Here is a 25,959-nt window from a genome sequence, read left to right as displayed (position 1 = left end):
ATCATCGCCCAGAAACCCGGCGTACGGCCAGTGGCGGGCCGCCGACCTCGTAGCCGCCGGGCCGGGTGTGCCGGGTGTGCGCGCCGCCGGACAGCCGCCGGGTGCGGCGCTCCGGGGTCGCCGCCTGTCCGCCGGTGCGCGCTCCTACCAGCGTCATCAGGTGTTCGGCCCAGCTGTCCAGCGTCGGCGGGGTGTCGGCGTGGCGGGCCCGCGGGGCCGGGCCGTGGCGGCCGGTGGCCGAGGCGATGGCGTCGGCGAACGCGCCCGTGTCGTGCGGGTTGACCGCGATCGCCCCCGGCAGGTCGGCGACGCCGCAGGTCAGCTCGCTGACTACGACGGACGCGCCGAGTTCGCCGCGGGCCGCGATGAACTCGTGCGCGGCGGCGACCGTGCCATGGTGGGTCGGCGTGACCAGGATCCCGTCGCAGGCCAGGTACAGCGCGGCCAGGTCGCGGCGGTCGGGCTCGGCGCGTACGTAGTGCACGACCGCCTGCCCGACACCGGCGTGCGTACCATTGATCTTCGCGATCAGCCGGTCGACCCGTTCACGCTGCGCGTCCTCGGCCGGGGTGCGCGGATCCCCGCAGGCCACGTGCAGCAGCGCGACCTCGCCGAGGGCGGGCCGGCGTTCGGCGAGGAAACGCTCGAAGGCGTGCAGGCGCTGCTCGACGGCGTCGGCGGGATCCCAGCCCGCGACCGACAGCAGCACGGTTCCGGTCACCCGCATCGCGGCGCGGATCCGCCCGCCCGCCGCGCGCACCGGGGCCAGTCCGGCCAACCGCCGGGCTCCTGCGGTGTCGGCCGGCAGCGGGTACGCGATGACGCGTACGCCCCGGTGGCCTAGCGTGATGCGGCCCTCGCGCACCGGCAGGCCGTGCACCCGGTCGGCGAGGTCCAGCAGGTTGTCCACGGCGCGCTGGTGCGGCAGCGCGATCACGTCCGCGCCGAGTAGCCCCGACAGCAGCGCCCGGTGCTCGGGCAGCCGCGCGAACGACTCCGCGGGCGGGAACGTGGTGTGCAGGTGCATGACGACGGCCAGGTCGGGGCGCATCCGGCGCAGCACCCGCGGCAGCAGCTGGAGCTGGTGGCCGTGGGTCCACACCGTCGCCGAGGCCGACGCCGACGCGGCCACGGCGGCGGCGACCCGGCGGTTGACCGTCAGGTAGCTGTCGAACCAGCCGCTCGGGAAGTCACCGGGCTGGTGGTGGCAGAGCGAGCGGAGCAGGCTCGCGCCGAGCGCGGCGGCCCCGGCCCGCGCGGGCGGGAGCGCGCAGCCGTCGCCGCCGGCCGCGGCCCATGCCCCGGACGACGCCGCGACGAGCGGCCGCAGCGACGCCAGCGCGGCGTCGACCTGGTCGCGGCTGTCGTCGGGATCGGCGGCGGGCAGGCGGTCCACGGCCATCACCAGGCCGTACCGTCGCCCGCGGCTCACGGCAGCACCTGCTGCGGGTCGGGGTCCGCGGTCAGCACCTGCAGCACCCGGTCGACGCGGGCAAGTTTGAGGTTGCGCCGCGCCCGCGCGGACGGCGACCGCAGCGCCACGGTGCCGCCGTCGCGCATGGCCCGGCGGTGGGTGTCCAGCAGCAGCAGGATGCCGGCCGCGTCGATCAGCTCGCAGTCGGCGAGATCGATGACGAGTTGGCGCGGACGCAGCGCCAGCGCCTCCTCCAGCACGTCGTTCACGCTCGGCGCGGACCGCACGTCCAGATCACCGCGCACCTGCACCTCGACCAACGGCACGACCTGCATCGCGCCGGCGGGGACCACGTCGTCCACCGTCACCTCCCTGGATGGACTCCGAGCCTTACCCGCCGGTACGGCGATCATCCGGCGGAACCATGACAGTTGTGTGACAGTTCCGCCGTTTCGTGTCAGCGTCCGGGGTCATGCCCGTCCGGGGACCGGCCGGACCGGAGGGACGGGCCTGCGGACCTGCTCGCAGTAGGCTGCTGATGCGAAACACCGACGGGGAGGGCCTGTTCATGAGCGAGCGTCCGCATCGGATCACCGCGCCGGAGCAGCTCCGCGCGCTGCTGGGGGAGCCCACGGCGGCGGCGGCCGGCAAGACCCGCACCAGCCTGCACGAGCACGACCGGGCCTGGCTGGCCGCGGCCCGGTTCTGCCTGATGGCGACCTCGCACGCCGACGGCAGCTGCGACGTGTCGCCCAAGGGCGACCCGGCCGGGTTCACGCTGGTGCTCGACGACACCACGATCGCCATCCCGGAGCGGCCGGGCAACCGGCGGGCCGACGGGTTCTTCAACATCCTGGCCAACCCGCATATCGGCCTGCTCTACGTGGTCCCCGGCCGGACCGACACGCTGCGCATCAACGGCCGCGCGGAGCTGGTGTCCGACGCGCCGTTCTTCGACGACATGGTGGTCAAGGGTCACCGCCCGCAGCTTGCCGTGATCGTCTCGATCGACGAGGTGTTCTACCACTGTTCGAAGTCGTTCCTGCGCTCGTCGTTGTGGAAGCCAGAGACCTGGCAGCCGGAGACGGCCCCGTCGCGACCGCAGATCATGCGGTCCCTGGAGGGCTCGACCAAGTCCGTCGAGGAGCTGGAGGCCTACTACGGGCCCGGTTACGAGGAGTCGATCTACAAGGGTTGAGGTACGCCCGGCGGGTGATGTCGGCCGGGTGATCAGGCAGGTAGCGTCAGGGCCGATCCTCGAACGGGAGGTGTCGGACATGTCCGGCCTGCAACTTCACGACCTGCGCCAGGTGCCCGACGAGACGCTGTATCTGCGGCTGATCGTGCTGCGCAGGCACTTCCCGGCCGACTTCGACGCCGAGGACTACGACTACCGCCGCAACGTGTGGGAGGCGGCCAACCGCGCCGTGCAGTCCGAGATCCGCCGCCGCCGCGCCGCGCCGCCGGCCTGGTGGGTCCTCGAACGCGGCGAGCCGCCCGAGGTCCGGCAGCGCCGCTTCGGCGCGATCGCCGCGTACCTCGTCGGAGGCGGGCTGGTGGTGCTGCTGTCCGGCATCCCGTACCTGGCCGTGCCGCTCATGCTGACGGTGCTGGCCAGCGGCGCGACCTGGCTGGTGCCCGAGGTGCTGCGCAACCAGCGCCAGCCGTTCCTGCGGCCCATCCCGCGCCCGAGCACGCCCCGCGACTGAGTCAGCCGACCGGCTGCCGGAAGCCGTACACGGTCTGCCAGCGCTGCCCGGCCACCACCCGGACCTGCCCGGTGGCCAGGTCGTAGGTCACCGACCACCGGGTGTGCGGCTGCGCCACCGAGCGCAGCAGGTCCATCGCGCCGGCCTCGGTCACCGTGCCGCCGGAGGCGCTGAGCGCGTCGGCGAGCACCCGGTAGCGCCGATCGTGGCGCCGTTCCTCCTCCCCGACCCCGGCCAGCGGTACGTTCGTCAGCGCCCGCCATGGGGCGGTGCCGCGCTCGACCCGCTGGTGGCCGTCGGTGTACTCGACCAGCGCCGACGCGCCGGACGCGTCCGCGAGCAGGTAGTGCAGCGGCGGACCCCCGGTGAAGTCGAGGTTGTGCCGGGCGAAGATCGCGAGCGCCTCGTCGACCGTGGCGGCCTGGTCCAGCACCAGCCGCAGGATGCGTACGCTGCCCACGGTCGGTTTGCCCGGATCGGGCGTGGAGTGCGCGCTCTCGTCGGCGGCCATGCCCACGGCGAGACCGCGCTCGTTCAGCCCGTCGAACGGCAGCAGCGGCGCGTCGAGCAGGCGGCGGTCGCCGCGCGGGTCGTCGGCCGCCGAGAAGCCGAGGTAACGCAGGTCCACCAGGGAGATCGAGGCGTGCCCGTCGGGCGGGTCGGCCCGCAGCACCAGCGCGGGGTTGGGGTCCCAGTCGAAGTTGCGCCCGAAGACCGGGCGCGACCTGTCGCCGAGCGCGGCGAACAGCGAGCACCCGAACGGGGCGGCGGCGGCCGTCGGCGCCGGGCCGGACGCGGCGGTCTCGTAGTCGCCGGTGTAGGTCATCTCGTACAACGGCAGGTCGTCGATGCGGCGCAGGCTGGCCAGTGTCGCCTCGGCCTCGGCCGCCGACTGCCGCGACGCCGTGCCCCCGGCCGACGGCGCGGGCGCGGGGGAGCTTGCGGGCGTGCAGGATGTCAGGACGAGCAGGAGGACGAACCCGAACCGTCGCATGGGTCCACGGTCGCACGACCCACGTCGATGGGACAGGGTCCGGACGGTCGCGCCTCAGGCCAGGGCGTTGCGGTTGGCGGGGCGCATCGGCAGCCGTCGCCGGGCGCGGCGCGGGGGCAGCAGCACCCGGTCGGCGTGGTGGCGCAGGCCGGTGCGCAGCACCCGGACCGGACGGCTCGCGCCCCGAATGAAGGCCCGCGCGGGCAGCCGCGCCGCGGACGGAGTCCGCTCGATCCGGCGCTGCCGGGCGGAAGCCCGCCGGCGCAGGGCGAGCAGCAGCAGGTATGCCCCGGCCAGCGCGCCGCCGAGCATCACGTCCGCCGCCGTCATGGTTCCGCCCTCCCGAAGCCGCCGAGCGAGTCATGTCCTCACCGCACCAACGAGAAACGTGAGCGGGCCGTTATTACTTCCCCGCAGTCGCGTACCTCACGTTTCGGCTCCGGCCCGGACCTGGCGATGTGGCCGGGATCGCGCCGGGGTTTGCCGCCGCCGTACGCCGGGCAGTCCAGCAGGGCACGAGCAGCGACGGAAGGGATGAACCGATGGGAACGGTCGACTCTGCCAAGCACCACCTGCAGAACCTCAAGGGCAAGGTGAAGGAGCACGTCGGCGACGCGACCGACAACCACAGCCTCCAGGCCGAGGGCATCGCCGAGCAGGCCAAGGCGAAGGCGGCCATGGCCGCCGACGACGTGCGAGACGCGGTGCGCGGCCGCGACGACGACCGCGACGACACCAGGAACTGACGGCGGTACGCGGGCCGGTCCCTACCCGGGGCCGGCCCGCCGCCGTGGGCGTCAGGCCGCAGGGGCGCCGGTGCCGCCGTCCAGGCGGGCGTCGTGGACCAGGATCGCGGCCTGCACCCGGTTGGTCAGGCCCAGCTTGGCCAGCGCCCGGCTCACGTGGGCCTTCACCGTCGTCTCGGCCATGTCCAGCTCGCGGGCGATGTCGGCGTTCGACAGGCCGCGGGCGACCGCGCGCACCACGTCGCGCTCCCGGTCGGTCAGCACCGCCAGGCGTGCCCTGGCCTGGTCGGCCACCGACGGGCCGCGCTCGGCGAACGAGCTGATCAGGCGGCGGGTGACCGTGGGGGCGAGCATCGCGTTGCCGGCCGCCACGGTGCGCACCGCCTCCGCCAGGTCACGCGGCGGGGTGTCCTTGAGCAGGAAGCCGACCGCCCCGGCACGCAGCGCGGCGTGCACGTATTCGTCCTGGTCGAACGTGGTCAGCATGACCACGCGGGGCGGCTCCGGCAGCCGGGCGACCGCGGCCGCCCCGGTCAGCCCGTCGGTGCCGGGCATACGCACGTCCATCAGCACGACCTCGGGCCGGTGCCGGCGGGCCGCCTCGACGGCCTCCGCGCCGTCGCGGGCCTCGGCGACCACGGCGATGTCACCGGCCGCTTCGAGGATCATCCGCAGCCCCGAGCGCACCAGCGCCTCGTCGTCGACGACCAGCACCCGGATCACGCCGCGACCTCCCGGCTCGCCGGCTGCTCCGGCGGGTCGGCCGGGATACGCGCGTGCAGCAGGAAACCTCCGTCGAGCCGCGGCCGGGCCCGCACGGTGCCACCGGCCAGGGCGACTCGTTCGGTGAGCCCGACCAGGCCCAGCCCGCTCTGCGGCACCGGCGGGGCCGGGTGCGGCGGCGGTGCGTTCTCCACCGCGACCACCAGCCCGTGCGGCTCGTGGCGCAGCGTCACCGTGGTCGGCGCGGCTCCGGCGTGCTTGGCCACGTTGGTCAGCGCCTCCTGCACCACCCGGTACGCGGTGCGCTGCGCGGACAACGACACCTCCTGGCGCTGCCCGACGTCGACCAGGCGCACCGGCAGCCCGGCCGCGCGGCTGGCGTCCAGCAGCCGGTCCAGATCGGCGAGCGTGGGCTGGGGTGCGAGTTCCGGGGCGGTGCCGTCGGTCAGGTCCGGTGCGCGCAGCATGCCCAGCACCTCGCGAAGTTCCTGCATCGCCTCCCGGCCGGTGGTGCGGATCAGCGCCGCCTCCTCGGCGGTGCGCGGGTCGGCGGTGCTGACCTCCAGCGCCCCGGCGTGCAGCACCATCAGCGCCACCCGGTGCGCGACGACGTCGTGCATCTCCCGGGCGATGCGGCGGCGCTCGTCGGAGCGGGCCCGCTCGGCGCGCTCGTGCTGCTCGCGTTCGAGCCGCTCGGCCCGCTCCCGCAGCTGTTCGACGACCTGTCGGCGGGCGCGCACCCACAGCCCGAAGACGAACGGGAGCACGACGGTCATGCCGACCCAGAACAGGGCGGTGAGGGTGCCGCCGAAGATGACGCCGCCGGTCATGCCCTCGTACAGCAGGTCGCTGTGCACCGCGCTCCAGCCGACCGGCACCCCGACGAGGGTGCTCGCGACCAGGAAGAACGGCCAGGCGCGACCGGGGTTCTGCGGCCGGCCCGGACGGCCCGCGCCCGCGTAGTAGGAGGCGACGAACAACGCGGCCATCATGCTCAGAGAGAGCCACGTCACCAGCGCGACGACGAACAGCGGCCGGCGCGACCGGCGGATCAGGGCCGCGCTGGCACCCGCGACCAGCATCATCAGCGCGGTCAGCGCCCAGGGCGGCTCGCCCGGCAGGCCCTCGAACAGGTAGATCGGCGGCCGCTGCGGGGTGGCCAGGGAGAAGACCGTCACCGTGCAGCCGAGCGCGAACGGGTACAGCCAGTGCGCGAACCGGCGCAGTGGGCTGCCCGGCTGCAGCCACGACGGCAGGCCGGGGACCCGCGCCACGCTGTGCTCCACGCCCCACCTCCCGTTCCCGCACCGTGCCGGTGATGAGCTTAGGCAGGTGCACCCGGGCGGCGGCCACTACTTCCGTCTTCGCCGCCTGCTACTTAAGTAGCGGGTGTTGATCTACTCCTGCCCGAGTGCACGGCCGCCGCTGGGCGGCAGCGTGTCGGCCATGACGAACTTCGACGCCGCGGTGAGCGCGGAAGAACTCACCAAACGGTACGGCTCGGGCGACGCGCAGGTGACCGCGCTGGACGCGGTCACGGTGGCCTTCGGCCGCGGCGAGCTCACCGCGATCATGGGACCGTCCGGGTCCGGCAAGTCCACCCTGATGCACTGCCTGGCCGGGCTGGACACCCCGACCGCGGGCCGGGTGTGGCTGGACGGCTCCCGGCACGGCAGCGCCGACCGGGTCGAGCTGAGCGGCCTGCGCGACGACGCGCTGACCGCGCTGCGCCGCGACCGGATGGGCTTCGTGTTCCAGGCGTTCAACCTGCTGCCGACGCTGACCGCGTGGGAGAACATCACCCTGCCGCTGGACCTGGCCGGACGCCGCCCCGACCAGGGTTTCGCCGATACGGTGATCGACGCGGTCGGGCTGCGCGACCGGCTGCACCACCGCCCGGCGCAGCTGTCCGGCGGCCAGCAGCAGCGGGTCGCCTGCGCCCGCGCGCTGATCAGCCGCCCGGACGTGGTCTTCGCCGACGAGCCGACCGGGGCCCTGGACTCCCGGGCCGGCGCGGAGGTGCTCGGCTTCCTGCGCCGCAGCGTCGACGAGCTGGCGCAGACCGTGGTCATGGTCACCCACGACGCGGTCGCGGCCTCGTACGCCGACCGGGTGCTGTTCCTGGCCGACGGGAAGATCGTCGACGAGCTGCGCGAACCCTCCGCCGACCGGGTGCTCGACCGGATCCGCTCGCTGGAGTCGGTGGCGCGCGGCGCCCGCACGGCCGTCGGGGCGGGTGCCTGATGCTGCGGGCGATGCTGCGCGACCTGCGCGCACACCTGGGCCGGGTCGCGATGACCCTGGCCGCGATCGTGCTCGGGGTGGCCTTCGTGGTCGCGACCTGGGTGGTGTCGGACTCCGCCGCGGCCACCGTCGGCAAGGGCTCGTCCCGCACCGATCTCGCCGCGCTCGTGCAGCCCAAACCGACGGGACCGCAGGACGCGGAGATCTCGCCTGACGTCGTCGGCCGGCTCGCCCGGCTGCCCGGGGTCACCCGGGCCGAGGGCGTCCGCGCGGGTTACGCGGCCCTGGTCGGCACCAGCGGCAAGATCGGCACCACGTCCTGGGCGGAGACCGCGGGCACCGACTGGGACGACTCCCAGCGGTTCGCGCTCACCGCGGGCCGGGCACCGTCGCGCGCCGGGGAGGTGGCACTGGAGCAGCAGGCGGCCACCGAGGCCGGGCTCTCCGTGGGCGACTCCGCCCGGGTGCTGCTCGGCGGTGACCGGTCGGACACCGCCACCGTCGTCGGCGTGTTCACCTACCGGGCGACGGGCTGGGGATTCGACCCGGCCGTGGCGTACGACGCGGACACCGCGACCCGGCTGCTGCGCCACCGCGACGCCGCGCCCGGCGCGGAACCGGGATTCGCGCGGGTCGAGCTGTCCGGGCCCGACGAGCAGGCCGTCGTCGCGGCCGTCCAGGCCGAACTCGGCGCGGGCTACTGGATCGACTCGGGCAGCGAACTGCGCGAGCAGCAGAAGAAGGAAGCGGCCGGCAGCGCCGACGTGATCCGCAAGGCGCTGCTGGCGTTCGCCGCCGTGGCGCTGCTGGCGGGTGTGTTCGTCATCGCGAACACCTTCACGATGCTGGTCACCCAGCGCACCCGGCAGTTCGCGCTGTTGCGGGCCGTCGGCGCGCGGCGGGCCCAGGTGCGCCGGGCCGTGCTGACCGAGGCCGTCGTGCTGGGCCTGGTCGGCTCGACGGTGGGCGTCGCGTTCGGCGCCGGGCTCGGCCTGCTGGCGATGCGGCTGCTGCCGGTGGTCGGGGACGTCGCGTACGTGGTGTCGCCGTGGGCGGTGCTGCTCGGTTACGGAGTGGGCGTCGTGGTGACGGTCGTCGCCGCGTACGGGTCGGCGCGACGCGCGGCGCGGGTGTCGCCGATGGCGGCGCTGCGCACCGACGCGGCCGTGCCGCGGCGCTCACTGGTGCTGCGCAGCCTGCTCGGCCTGCTCGCCGTCGCGGGCGGGGCGGCCATGGTCGCGGTGACCAGGCCGGAGGAGCTGACCGAGCCGATGCGGATGCTGGCGATGGCCGGGGCGGTGCTGGCCTGGGTAGGTGTGCTGCTCACCGCACCGGTCCTGGTGTCGGCGGTGCTCGCGCCGCTGACCCGGCTGCTGCGTTCGCCCCGCCCGGTCACCCGCATCGCCCTGCGCAACGCCGTGCGCGACCCGCGCCGCACCGCCGCCACCTCGTCCGCGCTGATGATCGGGCTGTCGCTGGTGTGCGCGTTCGCGACCGTGGGGCAGACGCTCAGCGACGACCTGACCGAGCAGGTGCGCTCGGCGGTGCCCGAGAACGTGGTGGTGCTGCGCGCCGCGGCGTACGGCTACCTCGACGACCCGGCCCGCGCCGCGGCGAAGGCGGCACCCGGGGTGACCGCGCTGGCCGCGCCGCGATCCGGCGGGGTGGAGGTGGTCTCGGCGCGGGGCGCGTCGCAGGACACCGAGTTCACCAGCCTGGACCCGGCCGCGCTCGGCACGGCGATCCGGCCCCGGATCGTCTCGGGCGGCTCCGACCTGCGCCAGGGGGTGCTGCTGGCCTCGCGGGTCGCCAACGAGCTGGGAGTGCAGGCCGGCGACCAGGTCCGGCTCCGGTTCCCGGTCGTCGGGCAGGCGGGCGAGGCCGCACCGGTCGAGGTGCCGGTGACCGTCGTCGGCGTGCACGAGGGCAGCGACATGCTGCGCGGGCAGCTGATCGACGACGCACTGGTGCCCGCGGGGGTGTACCGGCAGGGCGACGTCATGTACGCCGTCGGCGCGGACGCGGGCCTGCGCGGCACGCTGGAGAAGGCGTTCGCGTCCCGGCCGGACGTGCTGGTGCAGGACCGCGAGCAGTTGCTCGACGACCTGCTGGAGCCGTACCAGCTGGTGTTGGGTCTGGTGTATGTGCTGCTCGGCGCGGCGGTGGTGATCGCGGTGTTCGGCGTGGTCAACACGCTGGCGCTGTCGGTACTGGAGCGGACCCGGGAGCTGGGCGTGTTCCGGGCGCTGGGGGCGTCGCGGGCGCTGGTGCGGCGCACGGTGCGGCGGGAGAGCGTGGTGATCTCGCTGTACGGCGGGGTGCTGGGGATCGGGGTCGGGGTGCTGCTGGGCGGGGTGATGCAGTACGTCATCCTGGCGAATCCGGTGTTCGGCATGTCGGTGCCGTGGTCGACCGCGGTGGTGGCGCTGGCGGGCATGGGGCTGGTCGGGGTGCTCGCCGCGCTGTGGCCGGCGCGCCGCGCCGCCCGCGCCGACATCCTGGCGGCGATCGCCACCGAGTGACCCGCGGCGGTGGCTTGTCGCCCGCCGCCCCGCCCCGTTTTTCAACGACGTTGGCCTATCTCATCGACTCCGAGTCCCGGATTTTCGATGAGATAGGCCAACGTTTATGGAGTACGGGGGTCAGCGGTTGAGGCGCCAGCGTTGGTTGGTGCCGGTGCCGCAGGTCCACTGGATGGCGAGCGCGCCGTCGGCGGTGGAGGCGTTGCTGACGTCGACGCACTTGCCGCTGTGTACCGCGACGAGCTGGTAGATCCCCGTGCTGGACAGCCGCAGGGTGAACTGCTGGTTGGCGGTGCCGGTGCAGGTCCACTGGATGATCGCCGCGCCGTTGGCGGTGGACACCCCGTTGACGTCCAGGCACAGCCCGTTGGCGGTGTTGGTGATCGTGTACGTGTCCACGCCGACCGGGTTGAACCGGAACGACTGTGCACCCTGTCCGTTGCAGGGCCACTGCCGCAGCTGGGTGCCCGTGGCGGTGGACCCGTTGGGCACGTCGAGGCACTTGCCGCTGTGCTGGGCGACGGCCGTGGAGGTGAACGCGTCACCCGTGGTGATCGTCTCGGACAGCACGGTGCCGTGCCGGATGAAGCCGCTCAGCCCGCCGGGCACGTCCGAGCGGGTCGACCAGTTGTTGAGGTCGGTGCTGGTGGCCGTGTAGTAGTGCCCCGAGGTGTACCCGTCCATGTAGATGCGCCAGCTGCCGTCGGTCTGCCGGACCAGAGCCGGGCCTTCGACCCCGGAGCCCCAGCCGGCCCAGTTGCCGGTGCCGGTGAACGTCCACGGGCCGTTGAGCGCGGATGCCGTGGCGTGCTCGATGTACTTGGTCGTCTCGTTCTTGGCGAACGCGTGGTAGGTGCTGCCGGAGCGGACGACGAAGGTGTCGATGTAGTTCGGCGCGATGCCCGACAGCGCGACCGGTGTCGCCCACGACGAGAACGCGGTGTTCAGGGCCCGGAAGCGGTACGGCCGGAAGTTGGCGTACGAGGTGGTGCTCAGCGACACGATGACGTTCACGCTGCCGTCGGCCGGGTCGACGAACCACTCGGGGGCCCAGGTGTTGACGATGCCGGAGATGCCGACCGGCACGTTGCGCACGAACGACCAGTTGATCAGGTCGGTGCTGGACGCGATGCCGAACTCGGTGCCGGTCCAGTTGGTGGTGTAGACGACGTAGTAGCGCCCGTCGCTGTGCTTGAGCACGCTGGGGTCGCGGATCAAACCTGACGGCGGGGTGTACGCCGGGCCGCGCAGCAGGGTGAAGTCGCGCGCGTTGGTGGACGTGTAGACGTACAGGTTGCTCTCGCTGCTGTTGGTGAACGCGGTGAGCACGTAGCGGGTCACCGTGGCCGCGGCGGCGGGGCGTGCGCCGGACAGGCCGGTGAGCAGGGCGAGCAGGACGGCCGCGGTGGCGGCGACGGCGCGGGCGGTGGGGGACAGCCTGGGGGACGGAATGCTGCCGAGCATGTGCTGCTCCTTGTCGCAGTCGGCAATGCATAGAGGTACGTGTATGTTAGCGCTAACATAACGCGCCCGGACATGCCCGGGTAGGCCGGACGCGATGCTCCACAGTGTCCGTACCCTCATCGAGAACTGTCAAGGTCACGGCCGCCCTCGGCACGGCGTGACCGGGGCCACGCTTGCCTTGACACCGACGGCAACGTTTAGCGTGTTGCAAGGACAGGGAGGAGGACCCGGATGCTCATCGGCGAACTGGCGCAGCGCGCCGGCACCAGCACCCGCACGCTGCGGTACTACGAGCAGCACGGACTCATCCGGTCGCGTCGCGCGACCAACGGCTACCGGGCCTTCGACGAGGCCGAGCTGCGCGTGGTGCACGAGATCCGGGCCCTGCTCGCGGTCGGGTTCGACCTGGACGACATCCGCCCGTTCGTGGCCTGCCTGCGCGCCGGGCACGCGACCGGCGACGTCTGCCCCGACTCGGTCGCCGTGCTGCGGCGCAAACTCGACGAGGTCGACACCTGCCTCGCCCGCCTCAACACCGTCCGTGAAAAGCTCGACCACCAGCTCAACGAAGCCATCGCCCACCGGGAGAAGACATGTCTGAGAAGAACGGCCCCCTGATCGAGGTCACCGACGCCACGTTCGCCGACGTCGTGCTGAAGTCGGACCGGCCCGTGGTGGTCGACTTCTGGGCCGAGTGGTGCGCGCCCTGCAAGGTGCTGGAGCGCTCGCTGAACGAGCTGTCCGCGGAGTACGGCGACCGGGTGGTGTTCACCAAGCTCGACTCCGACAACAACCCGGAGACGGCACGCGCCTACAAGGTGATGTCGATGCCGACGCTGCTCGTGTTCCGCGGCGGCGAGGTCGTCGCCAGCCAGATCGGCAACCGCCCGAAGATGGCGCTGCGCCAGTTCCTGGACGCCGGCATCGAGGGCTGAGCCCGGATCAGGCCGCGGCGGGCGACGCCGCCGCGGCCCGCCGCCCCGCCGCGATAATCAGGACGGCGATCGTCAGCAGGTGCGCGGTGAGGCCGAGCACCCCCCGGGTGTACGCGGTGACCGGGTCGATCGGGTCGCTCAGTTCGCTGCCCAGGATGACCGACGCCTGCGCGTGCAGCGCGACCCCGGCCTCCGCGGCGAGCAGGATCACCGCCGCGACCCGGGCCGGGCGGGTGAGCCCCGCGAACATCCAGCGCCACAGGTCCCTGGTCTTTTTGCTGTCGGGCATCCCGTGCCGGGCCATCGTCCCGCCGATCGCGATCGCCAGGAAGATCACCCCCAGCGGGGCCGTCAGCGACACGAGCTCCTCGAAGTCGATCGACGTGGTCGGCAGGAACGTGGCGGCGGTCAGCGCCACCCACACGGCGTTCACGGCGGCGGTCACCCGCAGCGTCCAGAGCATGCCAGCACCGTAAGAGCCGTCCGCAACCTTCGATGCCTCGCCGGCGCTCCTGTTCCGCGCCGGTCGGCGGGCTGCTTTGACATGATCGGCGCATGGGCCAGGCGTACGCCGTCACCGCCGAGTTCTACGACCTGCTGCAGGCCACCGAGCATCGCGCGGTCACCGGGCGGCTGCTGGACCGGTGGCTCGGCAGCCCCGAGGTCGGCGTGCTGGACGTCGGTGCGGGCACCGGGCTGGCCACCGACCTGCTGGCCCGCCGCTGCGCCGTGACCGTGCACGCCGTGGAACCCGCCGCGAGCATGCGGGCCGTGCTGCTGAGCCGTCTCGCCGGGCAGGCCGAGGTGCTGCCCCGGGTCCGCGTGCACGCCCGCTGCGTCCAGGATCTGGGCCTGACCGGCGTCGCCGACTTCGCCTGGTGCCTGAACACCATGGCCGGGCTCGACCGGTCCGACCGCGCCGCGGCGCTGCGTGCCCTGGCGAGGGCGCTGGTGCCCGGCGGCCGCCTCGTCGTGCAGCGCCCGCCGACCCGCGCCGCGCAGGAACGCCGTGACCTGCCGTCGTGGCGGCTCGGCGGAGACCTGTACACCGGCGAGGTGTCCACCACACCGGTCGGCGCGGACCGCGTCCGCTGGCGCTTCAGCTACCGGGTCAGCCGCGACGGCGCCCTGGTGCGCGAGGAGACCGAGGTCTTCGACGGCCACCTCGCCACGGAGTCCGGATTCGACGCCGAGCTGGCCGCCGCCGGGTTCACCGTGGTCGGCACGGACGAGCCCGACATCGTCGTCGCCCGGCGCTGAGGCGAAGAACTGTGCCCTGACCGGCCGGTCCTGAGCGGCGCGCTTCGGTAGCGTGGTCGTTCATGAACGACAACGGGGTGACGATCCGCCTGGCCGGCGCGGAGGCCGTCGACGCGCTGGAGCCGCTGTGGCTGTCTTTGCACCGCCACCACCGGCAGGTCGCGCCGGAGCTGGCCATGTACCCCGACGAGCGGTCGTGGGGGCTGCGCCGGGACCTGTACCGGCAGTGGATCACCGAGCCGGGCTCGTTCATCCTGCTCGCCGAGGACGGCGGGGAGCTGGTCGGCTACGCGTTCACGCACGTGTTCGCGGGCCCGGACGACACCTGGGTCTCCGGCGACCGGATCGCCGAACTGGAGTCGCTGTCCGTGGCGGCGAGCCACCGCGGCCGGGGCGTCGGCACCCGGCTGCTCGACGCCGTCGACGAGCGGCTCGCCGAGCTGGGCATCGGCGACCTGTACATCGGCACGCTGGCCGCCAATCTCGGCGCGCAGCGGGTGTACGAGAAGCGCGGCCTGCGCCCCTTGATGATCAAATACGCGCGGCTGGCCGCTTCGCCTGCCCGCGACTGAGCCACCCGTCGCGAATTGGCCGTGGGGGAGCGCGATCGCCCACCGTACGGTCGACGAGTGGAGATCTTGAGATACGCGGCGTTCAGCGCCGACCCGGCCGGCGGCAACCCCGCGGGCGTCGTGCTCGACGCGAGCACGCTCGACGACGCGGCCATGCTCGCCATCGCGGCGGACGTCGGCTACTCCGAGACGGCGTTCCTCGTGCCGCGCGGCGGCGGCCGGTTCACGGTCCGCTACTTCAGCCCGCTGGCCGAGGTGGACTTCTGCGGGCACGCGACCATCGCGTCCGCGGCGGCGTACGCCGAGCGGCACGGCGCGGGCCCGCTGACCTTCGACACGAACGCGGGCACCGTCGAGGTGTCCACCGCGGTGGCCGCCGACGGCACCGCCACGGCCACCCTGACCAGCGTCGCACCGCGTACCGCGCCGATCGCGGAGTCCGATCTCGCCGCGCTGCTGGACGTGCTGGGCTGGTCGGCGGCCGAGCTGGACCCGGCCCTGCCGCCGCGGTTGGCGTACGCCGGGAATTGGCACCCGATCCTCGCCGCGGCGACCCGGCAGCGGCTGTCCGACCTGGACTACGACATGGCCGTGCTCGGTGAGCTGATGGCCCGGCGCGCCTGGACCACCGTCGACCTGGTGTGGCGGGAGTCCGCGGACGTGTTCCACGCGCGCAACCCGTTCCCGCCCGGCGGTGTGGTCGACGACCCGGCGACCGGCGCGGCCGCCGCGGCGTTCGGCGGCTACCTGCGCGAGCTGGGTGCGGTGACGCCGCCCGCCGCGATCACCGTGCACCAGGGCGTCGACATGGGACGGCCCAGCCTGCTGACGGTCGGGATCGGGCCCGACCCGGCCGGCGGCATCGCGGTCAGCGGCGCGGCCGTCGCCATGTAGTCCTGGCGGCGGGTGTTTTCGCAGGTCACGGGCGTGGCGAAGATCGGTTCGGCGCAGTCGCCTCCGTAGGATCTGGTCGATCCCAGGAAAGGTGACATGTAGTGAAAAAGTCGTATCGAGCGGTGGCGCTGAGCGCGGCGCTGCTCGCCGGATCCGTCGTCGGCGGCGCGCCGTCCTGGAGCGCCGTCGCCGCCGGTGAGCAGGTCTACGACACCGCGGGCACATACACGTTCGACGTGCCCGCCGGTGTCGAGGTGACGCTGGAACTGTGGGGCGCGGGCGGCGGTGGCGGTGGCGGCAACGGCGGCGGAGCCGGCGGAGGCGGCGGCGGTGGCGGCAAGTCCCTGTTCGGCAGGGGCGGTGGCGGCGGTGCAGGTGGCAGTTCCGGCGGCGGCGGCGCGGGCGGCGGCTCAGGCGGTGCGGGGCAGTACGTCAAGTGCGTGCTGCCCGCCGGCTTCCCCGCGACGCAGCTGTCCATCGTGGTCGGCCGTGGCGGCAGCGGAGGACGCGGCGCGGCCGCGGCGACCGGTGGCGCGCCGAGTTCGCCCGGCGGCAACGGCAACGCCGGTCAGATCTCCCGGGCGGGCGCGGACGGGGCGGAGGGCGCGCTCACCGAGGTCAGCGTGCTGCTCAACGGAACCGAACTGCTGCTGACCCAGGCCGCGGGCGGTGCGGGCGGCCAGGGCAGCCCCGAGTTCTCCAACGGCGGCCCCGGCGGCATGGACGCCACCGGCAGCCGTCCGGGCAGCACCCGCCCCGGCGGGATCGGCAGCAGCGCACCCGGTGACGGCGGAGCGGGCGGCACGATGACGGTGCCCTCGGCAGCCCTGTGCACCGGCACCGACGGCGAGGCCGGGAACGCGGGCAAGGGCGGCGGCGACGGCGCGGGCGGCGGCTCCGGGGTCGACGGAGCGAGCAGCGGCACCGGCGGGGCCGGCGGCGCGGGCGCGACCGTGGTCGGCCTGGGCGGTGCGGGCGGCGTCGTGACCGACGGCGTCGAGCACGGCGTCGGCGGGGCCGGTGGCGCGGGCGGCAACGGCGGACGAGGTGGCGCGGGTGGTCGCGGGGGCTACTTCCGCAGCCTCGCCCCGAACGGCGGCCTCGCGGGCGGAAACTCCGCCGCGGGCGTGACCGGCAAACCCGGAACCGACGGGTACGCCCGCCTCACCTGGTGAGCCGAGGACCAGGGCGCCTGCCGACCGGTCAGCGGTCGGCAGGCACCCTGCGGTCACGGCGTCGCGCAGACGGCGCGGCCGGTCAGGGTCCATTCGGCCAGGCCGGGGGCGTTGTTCATGAGGGCCACGGTGAGCACGCCCGTGGCGGACGGGGCGGCGGCGACCGGGAAGATCGAACCCGGGAACCTTGAGTTGACGTCCCAGCCCGTGCCGAGGGCCGCCGTGCCCGCCGGGCAGGCCGGGGACGCGCCCTGCTGGAAGCCGGTCGTCGGCGGGCTGGTCACCGTCGGCAGGGCCAGGCCGGGCAGCGCCGGCGCGCAGATCGCGTACGCGGTCAGGGTCCAGGTGGCGGTGGTGCCGTCACTGTCCTCGTAGGCCGCCGCGGTGACCGTGGTCGTGGCGGGCATCATCGCGTCGATCACCACCTGGCCGAGCCCGCCGGTGACCGTCGCGCCGCCGCCGAGGGCCCGCTTGCCGGTGGGGCAGGCGGCGGTCGTCGAGCGCGCGGCCGAGCCGGGGGCGCTGACGGCGGTGACGATCTCCAGCCCCGGCACCGGGTCGGCGCAGACCGCGTACGCGCGGATCCACCAGCTCTCGGCCGTGCCGTCCTGGTCCTCGTAACCGGTGGCGGTCACCGCGCCCGCCGCCGGGATGAGGTCGTCGAGCACCACCTGCGCGGCCGCGCCGTCGAGGTAGAAGCCCGCGCCGACGACCCGCTTGCCGGCCGGGCACGTGGCCGTCACGCTCTTGGGCGAACCGCTGCCGCCCGCGCTCGCCGTGGTCACGATCTGCAGGCCCGGCACCGCGGCCTCGGCGGGTGCGCCGGTCTGTGCCAGGCCGGTCGCCGCGGCGAGCGCGACGGCGGCCGCTGCCGCCCTGGTCCTGCCCCTCATCTGTGGCCTCCTCCGCCGGTGGTCGGTGCACTGTGCACGGTGCCGCATGAGCGGGCGCATCCGCGCGTTCTGTCACGGCTCCGACATGGAGCGGCGGCTCGGCGTCGCCGGGAAGGGTCAGGAAGTTCCCGGTGAATCGGTGAGAGTCCACACATACGTGCGGGAACCGGCGACCGGGTTCGCGCGACCTGTGTCGCGCGGTGACCCTGTCGCCGCCGGGCGCGCCGCGTGGCGTGCCGGGTCCCCGAGGTGAAGGACGCGAGATGAAGATCGGTGCGAGGGCACGGTGGCGGGCCGGCGTGGTGACGATCGCGGCGGCGGCGATGATCGGCCTGTCGGCGGTGCCGGCGGCGGCGCATGTGACCGTGAACCCGAAGGAGGCGACGGTCGGCGGATACGCCCGGCTGACCTTCCGGGTGCCGAACGAGAAGGACAACGCCTCGACGGTGAAGGTGGAGGTAACGCTGCCCGAGGACGCCCCGTTCGCGAGCGTCTCGGTCAAGCCGACGCCGGGCTGGACGGCCGTGGTCGAGAAGCGCGAGCTGGCGACGCCGATCAAGAACCACGACCGTGAGATCACCGAGGCCACCTCGAAGATCACCTGGACGGCGGACGCCGCGTCGGCCGTCAAGCCCGGCCAGTTCCAGGAGTTCGACGTGTCCGCCGGGCCGGTGCCGGAGGTCAGCCAGGTCGTGTTCAAGGCGCTGCAGACGTACTCCGACGGCGAGGTCGTGCGCTGGATCGAGGAGCCGAAGGAAGGCGCGGAGCTAGAGCACCCCGCGCCGGTGCTCAAGGTCGTGCCGAAGGCGGCCGCGGCCGCGTCCCCGGCAGCGGCCGGTAACAACGCGGCGTCGGGCGCTGCTCCGGCGTCCTCGGACGGCGGCAACGGCTGGCCGCTCGGCCTGAGCATCGCCGCGCTGGTCGTGGCCCTGGCCGCCCTCGGCCTGGCCCTGCGCGGCAAGCCCGGCCCCGCCCAGCCCTGACCCGTCGCCGGGCGGGGCCGGCGCATCCTGCCGGATCACGTGATCACGTGATCACGTGATCCAGCCGCACTTCATAAACGGTGGCCTATCTCATCGAATGACACGAGATCGAACTCGATGAGATAGGCCACCGTTTATGCAAAACGGGGCGGCGGTCACCCGGCCGCCAGGCGCGGGTGGCGTGAGCGGGCGGAGCTGGTCAGACGGCGCGCAGGTGGCGGCGCGGGGTGGCGGAGGCGCTGTCGCCGAGCGCGGCGGCGAGGTCGTCGCGGGCGCGGGCGACCCGGGACCGGATGGTGCCGATCGGGCAGCCGATGACCTCGGCGGCCTCGCCGTACGACAGCCCCAGCACCTGCGTGGCGACGAACGCCTCCCGCCGGTCGGGGTCCAGCCCGGCGACCAGCCGGTCGAGCAGGATCTGCTCGTCGAAGCGCCCGGCCGCGCCCGCCGAGACGGTGTCGGCCACGGCGGCCCAGTCCGCCAGGTCCGCCGAGCGCGGTCGGCGGGCGAGCATACGCAGGTGGTCCACGACGGTGTGCCGGGCGATGGCCAGCAGCCAGGTGCGGGCCGAGGAGCGGCCCTCGAACGAGGGCAGGGCGCGCATCGCCCGCAGGTAGGTGTCCTGCGCGAGGTCGTCGGCGTCGGCGGCCCCGGCCAGGTGCGCCACGAAGCGGACCACGTCGCGCTGGGTCGCCGCCACGAACGCCTCGACGGCGGCGCGGTCGCCGCCGCGGGCCGCCAGGGCCAGCGCCGTGATGCGCTCGTCGTCACCGCCGTAAGACATGACCGGAAGCGTATCGTTCGCCGCCCGTCGATGCGATCCCCCCGGTGCGCGACAGCGCCGCAGGTCACAGCGATGTCCGGGAACCAACTCGCGGGTACGGGCGACAATGTGTCCCATGGGAGTGGGCATGGGGTGCACACAGGCACGTGAACTGCTGTCGGCCCGCCTGGACGGCGCGGACGAGCCGGGTGAACGCGCGGCGGTCGACGCGCACGTCGACGGCTGTGCGGAGTGCGCGGACTGGTGGCAGCGGGCGGAGTCGGTGACCCGGCTGGCCCGGACCGCCGCGGCGTTGCCGGTGCCGGGGCTCAGCGAGCAGGCCCTGGCGGCGGTGCTCGCCGCGGCGCCGACCCCGCCGGTCCGGCGCGCCCGGTTCGACGTCGCCGCCTTGCTGCGGCGGGCGCTGCTGGTCGTCGGGCTGGGCCAGTTCCTGCTCGGCGTGGCACAGATCAGCAGCCTGGCCGCGGCGGAGCGGCACGCGCACGGCGTGGTCGGCTCGGTGTCGTCGGGCCACCTGTGGCACGAGTCCGCCGCCTGGAACGTGGCGATCGGCGCGGCCCTGGCCTGGCTGGCGTGGCGGCGTACCCGCCCGGCGGCGCTGCTACCGGTGATGACCGCGTTCGTGATCGTGCTCAGTCTGCTGACGGTCAACGACGCGCTCGCCGACCGGGTCGAGGCGGGCCGGGTGCTGTCGCACGGGCTGGTGCTCGCCGGATACGGGCTGCTGCTGGCGCTGAACCATCCGCGCCTGCGCGGCGACGGGCCGTCCGACCGCGCCGCCCGGCCGCGAAGCCCCTGGTCGATCCGCGGCGGGGACGAGGGGGAGGGCCCGCTCGCGCCGGTTTATCCGTTCCCGGTGCGGGTCGGCGTCACCCGGAAGGTGACGGTGGAGCAGCGCCGCGCGGCCTGAATGTCGGACCCGTCCGGTAGACGTCGGGTTGACGTCAACCTCGCTTGAGGTTCTACGGTGACGGCGGCGGGCCCACCCCGCCCGCACCGGTCCGTACGGGAAGGCACAGCTCGATGAGCATGGAAATGGCGGCGTGGAACTCCCTCTACCACGCCATGAACGCCCAGGACGAGCGGCGGCCGTTCTCGCTGGCGACGCTGCGGCGCATCCTCGGGTTCGCCCGGCCGCACCGCCGGCAGCTGCTGGCCTTCCTCGCGCTGAGCGTGGTCGGCGCGGTGCTGGCGGTGGCCACGCCGATCCTGGCCGGCCGGGTGATCGACACGATCACCGACGGCGGGCCGGAAACCACGGTCGTATGGCTGGCGGTGATCATCGCAGGGCTGGCGCTGGCCGAGGCCGGGTTGAGCCTGGCCACCCGTTGGCTCTCGGCGACCATCGGCGAAGGGCTGATCCTCGACCTGCGCACCGCCGTGTTCGACCACGTGCAGCGGATGCCGGTCGCGTTCTTCACGCGTACCCGCACCGGCGCGCTGGTCAGCCGACTCAACAACGACGTCATCGGCGCGCAGCGGGCGTTCAGCGACACCCTGTCCGGGGTGGTGGCGAACCTGGTCATGCTCGCCCTGACCCTGGTCGTCATGATCCAGCTGTCCTGGCAGATCACCCTGCTGGCGCTGGTGCTGCTGCCGGTGTTCGTGCTGCCCGCCCGGCGGATGGGCAACAAGCTGGCCCGGCTGGAGCGCGAGGCGGCCGAGCACAATTCGGCCATGAGCACCAACATGACCGAGCGCTTCTCCGCCCCCGGCGCGACGCTGGTCAAGCTGTTCGGGCAGCCCGAACGGGAGTCGGCCGAGTTCGCGTCACGGGCCCGGCGGGTGCGCGACATCGGTGTGCGCACCGCGATGGTGCAGTGGGTCTTCGTGACCGCGCTGATGCTGGTCTCCTCGCTCGCGCTGGCCCTGGTGTACGGCCTGGGCGGGGTGTTCGCGCTGCGCGGCACGCTGGACGAAGGCGCGGTGGTGGCGCTGGCGCTGCTGCTGGCCCGCCTCTACGCCCCGCTGACCTCGCTGGCCAGCGCCCGGGTCGAGGTGATGAGCGCCCTGGTCAGCTTCGAGCGGGTGTTCGAGATCCTCGACCTCAAGCCGCTGATCGCCGAGCCCGAGCAGCCACGGCCGATCCCCGACGGCCCGGTGTCGGTGCAGTTCGACGGCGTCGACTTCGGCTACCCGTCGGCGGACAAGGTGTCGCTGGCGTCGCTGGAGGAGGTCGCCGTGCTCGACACCCGCGGCGGCGCGCAGGTGCTGCACGACGTGTCGTTCACCGCCGAGCCGGGCCAGCTCGTGGCACTGGTCGGCTCGTCCGGGGCGGGCAAGTCCACCATCGCACAGCTGCTGCCGCGGCTGTACGACACCGACGGCGGCACGATCCGGCTGGCCGGCGTGGACGTCCGCGACCTGGACGCCAAGACGATCCGGCAGACGCTGGGCATGGTCACCCAGGACGGTCACCTGTTCCACGAGTCGGTGCGGGCCAACCTGCTGCTGGCTCGGCCGGAGGCGACGGACGAGGAGCTGTGGGACGCCTTGCGCCGGGCGCGGCTCGCCGAGCTGGTCGAGGCGCTGCCCGACGGGCTGGACACGGTGGTCGGCGAGCGCGGCTACCGGCTGTCGGGCGGCGAGCGGCAGCGGCTGACCATCGCCCGGGTGCTGCTGGCCAGGCCGCGTGTGGTGGTGCTCGACGAGGCGACGGCGCACTTGGACTCGACGTCGGAGGCGGCGGTGCAGGAGGCGCTGGGCGAGGCCCTGGCCGGGCGCACCTCGGTGGTCATCGCGCACCGGCTGTCCACGGTGCGGCAGGCCGACCAGATCCTGGTGATCGAGGCCGGCCGGGTGGTCGAGCGCGGCACACATCCGGACCTGCTGGCCCGCGACGGCCGCTACGCCGAGCTCTACCGCACCCAGTTCGACCAGCCGGTCGGCAGCGCGGCCTGACCTGCGGCGGAGCATGGTGAGTGTTAGGAAGGGCACCTTCTACAACGCGGAGCGTTGTGAAGGTGCCCTTCCTTTCATTCGCGCAGGGCGCGCAGGAAGCCGTGCCGGTGGAGGGACCACGCGAGGCGGCGGGCCGTGCCGTGACGGGCGAGCAGGGCGAGCAGTCGGCGGGCCAGGGACCAGCGGCGGTGCCGGGCGCCTTCCTCGGCGGCTTGCAGGAGCAGGTCGCGTACCTGGGGGGTGTCCAGGGCGTCGTGGAGCTGGGCACGGACGCGGGGGTCGTTGAGGGCTGAGGCGATCGCGACGGCGAGGGCGGGGCGGTCGGGCAGGCCCTCCGCGATCGCGGCGGACAGCTGGAGGCGGATGTCGTCAGACTCCACGAGCAGCAGGACCGCCCGGCGGATCTCGGGGGAGTCCAGTGCGGAGCGCAGCAGGTCCATGGCGCGGCGTTCCTGCTCGTGGTCACGGTCCTCGGTGGACAGTGCGGCCAGCAGCGCGGTCACCTGGTCGAGGTCGATCAGGTGCTGTAGGCCGGCGCGGAACTCGGGCCGTTCCCAGGCGTACAGCAGCGCCCGGATCAGGTTGCGGTTCATGGCGTCTGATACCCGCGGTCGCCGGGCGCTGAAACCGGTAGCCCGTGACCTGCACAGTCACTCCACTTTCGATCGTGGTGTCGTAACTTTTAGTTGACGCATCCGAAAGTATGGACACCTCGATGAAAAGTCCCTAGTGTGTCCGTCACAGCTCCACAATGTTTCATCGAAGTAACCGGCGGCGCGGTTACCCCCAAACCCACCCCGCCAACAGGCGCGACGGCGCGCGCCCTGCCTGGCGTACCCCTGGTCAGGAAGGGTTGGACGGCTATGTCCATTAGACATCCACGTAGATACATCAGACTATGGCGTGCGGTCGCAGCCGCGCTGTTGGCGACCGGGTCGGCCCTGACGGCCGTCGCCACCACGACCGCCCCCGCGGCCGCGCACACCATCGACCCGAGCAAGTTCCAGCAGATCGAGATGGCCCGCGGCGTCGCCGAGATGGGCGAGCCGATGTCGCTGGCCGTGCTGCCGGACCTGTCCGTGCTGCACACCGCCCGCAACGGCACCCTGCGCCGCACCAACGCCGCCGGGACCACGTCCGTGATCGGCACCATCCCCGTGTACCAGCACGACGAGGAGGGCCTGCAGGGCGTCGGCGTCGACCCGGGCTTCGCCACGAACCGCTACATCTACCTTTACTTCGCCCCACCGCTGTCCACGCCGACCGGAGATGCGCCCGCGACCGGCACGAACTGGACCCAGTGGCAGGGCGTCAACCGGCTGGCCCGGTTCACCCTCAACGCCGACTTCACGGTGAACATGGGCAGCCAGGTCAACGTGCTGGACGTGCCCGCCGACCGGGGCCTGTGCTGCCACGTCGGCGGTGACATCGACTTCGACGCCGCGGGCAACCTCTACCTGTCCACCGGCGACGACTCGAACCCGTTCTCCTCGGACGGCTACTCGCCGCTCGACGAGCGCACCGACCGCAACCCCGCCTACGACGCGCAGCGCTCCGCGGGCAACACCAACGACCTGCGCGGCAAGATCCTGCGCATCAAGGTCAACGCGAACGGGTCGTACTCGATCCCGTCGGGCAACCTGTTCGCGCCCGGCACGGCGCAGACCCGCGCCGAGATCTACGCGATGGGCTTCCGCAACCCGTTCCGGATGAGCGTCGACAAGGCCACCGGCGTCGTGTACGTCGGCGACTACGGGCCGGACGCGGGCACCACCAACGCCAACCGGGGCCCCAGCGGCCAGGTCGAGTTCAACCGGATCACCTCGGCGGGCAACTACGGCTGGCCGTACTGCACCGGCGCGAACACCAGCACCGAGGTCTACAACGAGTGGAACTTCGCGACCGCGTCCACCGGGCCGAAGTACAACTGCACCGGCGGCCCGACCAACAACTCGTTCCGCAACACGGGCCTGTCGATGCTGCCCGCCGCCCGCCCGGCCTGGATCAAGTACGGCGGGGACAGCGGCACGCCGACCGAGTTCGGCGGCGGCTCCGAGTCGCCGATGGGCGGCCCGGTCTACCGGTACAACGCCTCGTCGACCTCGACGGTGAAGTTCCCGCAGGACATGGACGGGCTGTTCTTCGCGACCGAGTTCGGCCGCGGCTGGATCAAGCCGATCCACGTCAACGCCGACGGCTCGCGCGGCACCATCGACGCGTTCCCGTGGACCGGCAAGCAGGTCATGGACTCGGCGTTCGGCCCCGACGGCGCGCTGTACGTGCTCGACTACGGCACCGGCTACTTCAACGGCGACGCGAACTCGGCGCTGTACCGCTTCGAGTACATCGGCACCGGCAACCGGGCCCCGATCGCCAACGCCAACGGCACCCCGACCGCCGGGGCGGCCCCGCTGACCGTGGCGTTCTCGTCGGCCGGCTCGTCGGACCCGGAGGGCGGCGCGCTGACCTACTCGTGGGCGTTCGGCGACGGCACCACCTCGACGGCCGCCAACCCGAGCAAGACCTACAGCGCCAACGGGACGTACACCGCGACCCTGACGGTGCGCGACCCGCAGGGCGCCACCGGCAGCGACTCGGTCGTCATCACGGTCGGCAACACCCCGCCCGCGGTGACCATCAACAGCCCCGGCAACGGCCAGCTGTTCGCATTCGGCGACACGGTCAGCTACTCGCTGACGGTAACCGACGCCGGTGACGGCACGATCGACTGCAGCCGGGTGAAGCTGACCTACGTGCTCGGCCACGACCAGCACGGCCACCAGATCACCTCGAAGAACGGCTGCTCGGGCACCATCACCATCCCGGTCGACGGGGAGCACGACGACGCGGCGAACATCTTCGCGATCTTCGACGCGGAGTACACCGACAACCAGGGCCTGACCACGCACACGCAGCACACGCTGCAGCCGCGGCACCGCCAGGCCGAGCACTTCGGCACCTCGTCGGGCATCAACACGTTCACGAAGACGACCGCCGAGGGCGGCAAGACCGTCGGTGACATCCACAACGGGGACTGGATCTCGTTCACGCCGTACCGGCTGAGCAACGCGACCGGCTTCACCGCCCGGGTGTCCTCGGGTGGCGTGGGCGGCACGCTGCAGATCCGCGCCGGGTCGGCCACCGGCACCGTGCTCGGCTCGGCCACCGTCCCGGTGACCGGCGGCTGGGAGACGTTCACGACGGTGACCGGCACCATCACCAACCCGCCGAACACCACGACCCCGCTGTACCTGACCTTCAGCGGCGGCACCGGGGCGCTGTACGACCTGGACTCGTTCACCTTCACCACCGCGGCGGGCGTCGGCCCGATCACGGGGCTGGCGGGCAAGTGCCTGGACGTGCGCAGCGGCGCGACGGCCGACGGCACGCAGATCCAGATCTACACCTGCAACGGCACCGGCTCGCAGACCTGGACGCGTAACGGCCAGACCCTGCGGGCATTCGGCAAGTGCCTGGACATCGCCGGCGGCGCCAGCGCCGACGGCACCAAGATCCAGCTGTACACCTGCAACGGCTCCGGCGCGCAGAACTGGGCCTACCAGACGTCGGACCAGACGCTGCGCAACCCGCAGTCGGGCAAGTGCCTCGACGTGTCGGGCAGCAACTCCGCCGACAGCACCATCGTCCACCTGTGGACCTGCGGCACCAACGCGGCCAACCAGAAGTGGACCCTGCCCTGATCGACCCGGTCCGGGCGGGGCAGCCCCGTTCCGCCCGGACCGCTC

At 73.2% G+C, this 25,959-nt stretch carries 26 protein-coding genes; 15 read left to right on the top strand and 11 right to left on the bottom strand.

Annotation, left to right across the window (positions count from 1 at the left end; translation table 11 throughout):
* Position 1: 1 nt before the first annotated feature.
* On the bottom strand, positions 2–1,432 hold the full coding sequence (locus tag AB0B66_RS24745; RefSeq protein WP_360534259.1) for a trehalose-6-phosphate synthase: 1,431 nt from the start codon (positions 1,430–1,432) through the stop codon (positions 2–4).
* Entirely contained in the window at positions 1,429–1,776 is a 348-nt protein-coding gene (locus tag AB0B66_RS24740; RefSeq protein WP_360534257.1) for an STAS domain-containing protein, read from the bottom strand. Before AB0B66_RS24740 ends, AB0B66_RS24745 begins: the two co-directional genes overlap by 4 nt.
* Positions 1,777–1,982: 206 nt before the next feature.
* Here AB0B66_RS24740 and AB0B66_RS24735 point away from each other — a divergent pair, with 206 nt between their 5' ends.
* Positions 1,983–2,612, top strand: a complete 630-nt coding sequence (locus AB0B66_RS24735; RefSeq protein ID WP_360534255.1) for a pyridoxamine 5'-phosphate oxidase family protein — start codon at positions 1,983–1,985, stop codon at positions 2,610–2,612.
* A 79-nt stretch (positions 2,613–2,691) separates the two neighbouring features.
* The gene (locus AB0B66_RS24730) at positions 2,692–3,123 is read left to right on the top strand and encodes a hypothetical protein (protein ID WP_360534253.1); all 432 of its coding nucleotides are present in this window, start codon (positions 2,692–2,694) and stop codon (positions 3,121–3,123) included.
* A 1-nt stretch (position 3,124) separates the two neighbouring features.
* Here the strand turns inward: AB0B66_RS24730 and AB0B66_RS24725 are convergent, their stop codons facing one another.
* Both AB0B66_RS24725 and AB0B66_RS24720 read right to left on the bottom strand, forming a co-directional pair.
* Positions 3,125–4,117: a C45 family peptidase gene (locus AB0B66_RS24725; RefSeq protein WP_360534251.1), complete on the bottom strand. Its 993-nt coding sequence runs from the start codon at positions 4,115–4,117 to the stop codon at positions 3,125–3,127.
* 54 nt (positions 4,118–4,171) lie between these two features.
* Positions 4,172–4,447 carry a hypothetical protein gene (locus AB0B66_RS24720; RefSeq protein WP_360534249.1) on the bottom strand — a complete coding sequence of 92 codons (276 nt, stop codon included), beginning with the start codon at positions 4,445–4,447 and terminating at the stop codon, positions 4,172–4,174.
* 212 nt (positions 4,448–4,659) lie between these two features.
* Here AB0B66_RS24720 and AB0B66_RS24715 point away from each other — a divergent pair, with 212 nt between their 5' ends.
* A complete protein-coding gene (locus AB0B66_RS24715; protein WP_360534247.1) occupies positions 4,660–4,863 on the top strand; it encodes a CsbD family protein in 204 nt (67 codons plus the stop codon).
* Between the two features lie 51 nt (positions 4,864–4,914).
* Here AB0B66_RS24715 and AB0B66_RS24710 read toward each other — a convergent pair whose 3' ends face one another.
* Positions 4,915–5,586, bottom strand: a complete 672-nt coding sequence (locus AB0B66_RS24710) for a response regulator transcription factor (RefSeq protein ID WP_360534245.1) — start codon at positions 5,584–5,586, stop codon at positions 4,915–4,917.
* Positions 5,583–6,872: a histidine kinase gene (locus AB0B66_RS24705; RefSeq protein ID WP_360534243.1), complete on the bottom strand. Its 1,290-nt coding sequence runs from the start codon at positions 6,870–6,872 to the stop codon at positions 5,583–5,585. Before AB0B66_RS24705 ends, AB0B66_RS24710 begins: the two co-directional genes overlap by 4 nt.
* Positions 6,873–7,032: 160 nt before the next feature.
* On the opposite strand from AB0B66_RS24705, the gene AB0B66_RS24700 reads away from it, so the two are divergent.
* Both AB0B66_RS24700 and AB0B66_RS24695 read left to right on the top strand, forming a co-directional pair.
* Positions 7,033–7,830, top strand: coding sequence for an ABC transporter ATP-binding protein (locus tag AB0B66_RS24700; protein WP_360534241.1), 798 nt, complete (start codon positions 7,033–7,035; stop codon positions 7,828–7,830).
* A complete protein-coding gene (locus tag AB0B66_RS24695) occupies positions 7,830–10,352 on the top strand; it encodes an ABC transporter permease (RefSeq protein WP_360534239.1) in 2,523 nt (840 codons plus the stop codon). The genes AB0B66_RS24700 and AB0B66_RS24695 overlap by 1 nt, the downstream gene beginning before the upstream one ends.
* A gap of 120 nt (positions 10,353–10,472) precedes the next feature.
* Here AB0B66_RS24695 and AB0B66_RS24690 read toward each other — a convergent pair whose 3' ends face one another.
* Positions 10,473–11,816, bottom strand: a complete 1,344-nt coding sequence (locus tag AB0B66_RS24690) for an RICIN domain-containing protein (RefSeq protein WP_360534237.1) — start codon at positions 11,814–11,816, stop codon at positions 10,473–10,475.
* Between the two features lie 231 nt (positions 11,817–12,047).
* On the opposite strand from AB0B66_RS24690, the gene AB0B66_RS24685 reads away from it, so the two are divergent.
* Together AB0B66_RS24685 and trxA are read left to right on the top strand one after the other, a co-directional pair.
* Positions 12,048–12,434, top strand: coding sequence for a MerR family transcriptional regulator (locus tag AB0B66_RS24685; RefSeq protein ID WP_360534235.1), 387 nt, complete (start codon positions 12,048–12,050; stop codon positions 12,432–12,434).
* Positions 12,410–12,751 (top strand): thioredoxin, encoded by a 342-nt coding sequence (gene trxA, locus AB0B66_RS24680; RefSeq protein WP_360534233.1) that lies wholly within the window; start codon positions 12,410–12,412, stop codon positions 12,749–12,751. Before AB0B66_RS24685 ends, trxA begins: the two co-directional genes overlap by 25 nt.
* Before the next feature lie 7 nt (positions 12,752–12,758).
* Here trxA and AB0B66_RS24675 read toward each other — a convergent pair whose 3' ends face one another.
* Positions 12,759–13,214 carry a hypothetical protein gene (locus tag AB0B66_RS24675; protein ID WP_360534231.1) on the bottom strand — a complete coding sequence of 152 codons (456 nt, stop codon included), beginning with the start codon at positions 13,212–13,214 and terminating at the stop codon, positions 12,759–12,761.
* A 92-nt stretch (positions 13,215–13,306) separates the two neighbouring features.
* Between AB0B66_RS24675 and AB0B66_RS24670 the strand changes: the two genes are divergently transcribed.
* From AB0B66_RS24670 to AB0B66_RS24655, 4 genes are all read left to right on the top strand, one after another.
* A complete protein-coding gene (locus AB0B66_RS24670) occupies positions 13,307–14,011 on the top strand; it encodes a class I SAM-dependent methyltransferase (protein ID WP_360534229.1) in 705 nt (234 codons plus the stop codon).
* Positions 14,012–14,073: 62 nt separating this feature from the next.
* Complete coding sequence (locus AB0B66_RS24665; protein WP_360534227.1) at positions 14,074–14,583, top strand: GNAT family N-acetyltransferase; 510 nt, start codon at positions 14,074–14,076, stop codon at positions 14,581–14,583.
* 57 nt (positions 14,584–14,640) lie between these two features.
* On the top strand, positions 14,641–15,477 hold the full coding sequence (locus tag AB0B66_RS24660; protein ID WP_360534225.1) for a PhzF family phenazine biosynthesis isomerase: 837 nt from the start codon (positions 14,641–14,643) through the stop codon (positions 15,475–15,477).
* A gap of 101 nt (positions 15,478–15,578) precedes the next feature.
* Complete coding sequence (locus AB0B66_RS24655; protein WP_360534223.1) at positions 15,579–16,652, top strand: hypothetical protein; 1,074 nt, start codon at positions 15,579–15,581, stop codon at positions 16,650–16,652.
* Between the two features lie 53 nt (positions 16,653–16,705).
* Here AB0B66_RS24655 and AB0B66_RS24650 read toward each other — a convergent pair whose 3' ends face one another.
* The gene (locus AB0B66_RS24650) at positions 16,706–17,545 is read right to left on the bottom strand and encodes a hypothetical protein (RefSeq protein ID WP_360534221.1); all 840 of its coding nucleotides are present in this window, start codon (positions 17,543–17,545) and stop codon (positions 16,706–16,708) included.
* A 263-nt stretch (positions 17,546–17,808) separates the two neighbouring features.
* Between AB0B66_RS24650 and AB0B66_RS24645 the strand changes: the two genes are divergently transcribed.
* Positions 17,809–18,528, top strand: coding sequence for a YcnI family protein (locus AB0B66_RS24645; RefSeq protein ID WP_360534219.1), 720 nt, complete (start codon positions 17,809–17,811; stop codon positions 18,526–18,528).
* Positions 18,529–18,727: 199 nt separating this feature from the next.
* On the opposite strand, the gene AB0B66_RS24640 is transcribed toward AB0B66_RS24645, so the two are convergent.
* Positions 18,728–19,312, bottom strand: a complete 585-nt coding sequence (locus AB0B66_RS24640; RefSeq protein ID WP_360534217.1) for a sigma-70 family RNA polymerase sigma factor — start codon at positions 19,310–19,312, stop codon at positions 18,728–18,730.
* A 115-nt stretch (positions 19,313–19,427) separates the two neighbouring features.
* Here AB0B66_RS24640 and AB0B66_RS24635 point away from each other — a divergent pair, with 115 nt between their 5' ends.
* Positions 19,428–20,222: a zf-HC2 domain-containing protein gene (locus AB0B66_RS24635; protein WP_360534215.1), complete on the top strand. Its 795-nt coding sequence runs from the start codon at positions 19,428–19,430 to the stop codon at positions 20,220–20,222.
* Positions 20,223–20,377: 155 nt separating this feature from the next.
* On the top strand, positions 20,378–22,213 hold the full coding sequence (locus AB0B66_RS24630) for an ABC transporter ATP-binding protein (protein WP_360534292.1): 1,836 nt from the start codon (positions 20,378–20,380) through the stop codon (positions 22,211–22,213).
* A gap of 74 nt (positions 22,214–22,287) precedes the next feature.
* Here AB0B66_RS24630 and AB0B66_RS24625 read toward each other — a convergent pair whose 3' ends face one another.
* Positions 22,288–22,806, bottom strand: a complete 519-nt coding sequence (locus AB0B66_RS24625) for a hypothetical protein (RefSeq protein WP_360534214.1) — start codon at positions 22,804–22,806, stop codon at positions 22,288–22,290.
* Positions 22,807–23,076: 270 nt separating this feature from the next.
* Here AB0B66_RS24625 and AB0B66_RS24620 point away from each other — a divergent pair, with 270 nt between their 5' ends.
* Positions 23,077–25,914, top strand: a complete 2,838-nt coding sequence (locus AB0B66_RS24620; protein ID WP_360534212.1) for a PQQ-dependent sugar dehydrogenase — start codon at positions 23,077–23,079, stop codon at positions 25,912–25,914.
* Positions 25,915–25,959: the final 45 nt, after the last annotated feature.

The sequence above is a fragment of the Catellatospora sp. NPDC049111 genome, assembly GCF_040648615.1.
Taxonomy (GTDB): Bacteria; Actinomycetota; Actinomycetes; order Mycobacteriales; family Micromonosporaceae; genus Catellatospora; species Catellatospora aurea.
Note: the sequence above shows the minus strand (reverse complement) of the source record. Positions and strands in the feature narration are given on the sequence as shown.

Coding starts and splice junctions, on each gene's coding strand:
- AB0B66_RS24665 (WP_360534227.1), top strand. CDS start 14,074: ATGAACGACAACGGGGTGACGATCCGCCTGGCCGGCGCGGAGGCCGTC.
- AB0B66_RS24700 (WP_360534241.1), top strand. CDS start 7,033: ATGACGAACTTCGACGCCGCGGTGAGCGCGGAAGAACTCACCAAACGG.
- AB0B66_RS24690 (WP_360534237.1), bottom strand. CDS start 11,816: ATGCTCGGCAGCATTCCGTCCCCCAGGCTGTCCCCCACCGCCCGCGCC.
- AB0B66_RS24695 (WP_360534239.1), top strand. CDS start 7,830: ATGCTGCGGGCGATGCTGCGCGACCTGCGCGCACACCTGGGCCGGGTC.
- AB0B66_RS24620 (WP_360534212.1), top strand. CDS start 23,077: ATGTCCATTAGACATCCACGTAGATACATCAGACTATGGCGTGCGGTC.
- trxA (WP_360534233.1), top strand. CDS start 12,410: ATGTCTGAGAAGAACGGCCCCCTGATCGAGGTCACCGACGCCACGTTC.
- AB0B66_RS24675 (WP_360534231.1), bottom strand. CDS start 13,214: ATGCTCTGGACGCTGCGGGTGACCGCCGCCGTGAACGCCGTGTGGGTG.
- AB0B66_RS24645 (WP_360534219.1), top strand. CDS start 17,809: ATGAAGATCGGTGCGAGGGCACGGTGGCGGGCCGGCGTGGTGACGATC.
- AB0B66_RS24725 (WP_360534251.1), bottom strand. CDS start 4,117: ATGCGACGGTTCGGGTTCGTCCTCCTGCTCGTCCTGACATCCTGCACG.
- AB0B66_RS24685 (WP_360534235.1), top strand. CDS start 12,048: ATGCTCATCGGCGAACTGGCGCAGCGCGCCGGCACCAGCACCCGCACG.
- AB0B66_RS24630 (WP_360534292.1), top strand. CDS start 20,378: ATGAACGCCCAGGACGAGCGGCGGCCGTTCTCGCTGGCGACGCTGCGG.
- AB0B66_RS24735 (WP_360534255.1), top strand. CDS start 1,983: ATGAGCGAGCGTCCGCATCGGATCACCGCGCCGGAGCAGCTCCGCGCG.
- AB0B66_RS24640 (WP_360534217.1), bottom strand. CDS start 19,312: ATGTCTTACGGCGGTGACGACGAGCGCATCACGGCGCTGGCCCTGGCG.
- AB0B66_RS24720 (WP_360534249.1), bottom strand. CDS start 4,447: ATGACGGCGGCGGACGTGATGCTCGGCGGCGCGCTGGCCGGGGCATAC.
- AB0B66_RS24625 (WP_360534214.1), bottom strand. CDS start 22,806: ATGAACCGCAACCTGATCCGGGCGCTGCTGTACGCCTGGGAACGGCCC.
- AB0B66_RS24730 (WP_360534253.1), top strand. CDS start 2,692: ATGTCCGGCCTGCAACTTCACGACCTGCGCCAGGTGCCCGACGAGACG.
- AB0B66_RS24715 (WP_360534247.1), top strand. CDS start 4,660: ATGGGAACGGTCGACTCTGCCAAGCACCACCTGCAGAACCTCAAGGGC.
- AB0B66_RS24635 (WP_360534215.1), top strand. CDS start 19,428: ATGGGAGTGGGCATGGGGTGCACACAGGCACGTGAACTGCTGTCGGCC.
- AB0B66_RS24670 (WP_360534229.1), top strand. CDS start 13,307: ATGGGCCAGGCGTACGCCGTCACCGCCGAGTTCTACGACCTGCTGCAG.
- AB0B66_RS24650 (WP_360534221.1), bottom strand. CDS start 17,545: ATGAGGGGCAGGACCAGGGCGGCAGCGGCCGCCGTCGCGCTCGCCGCG.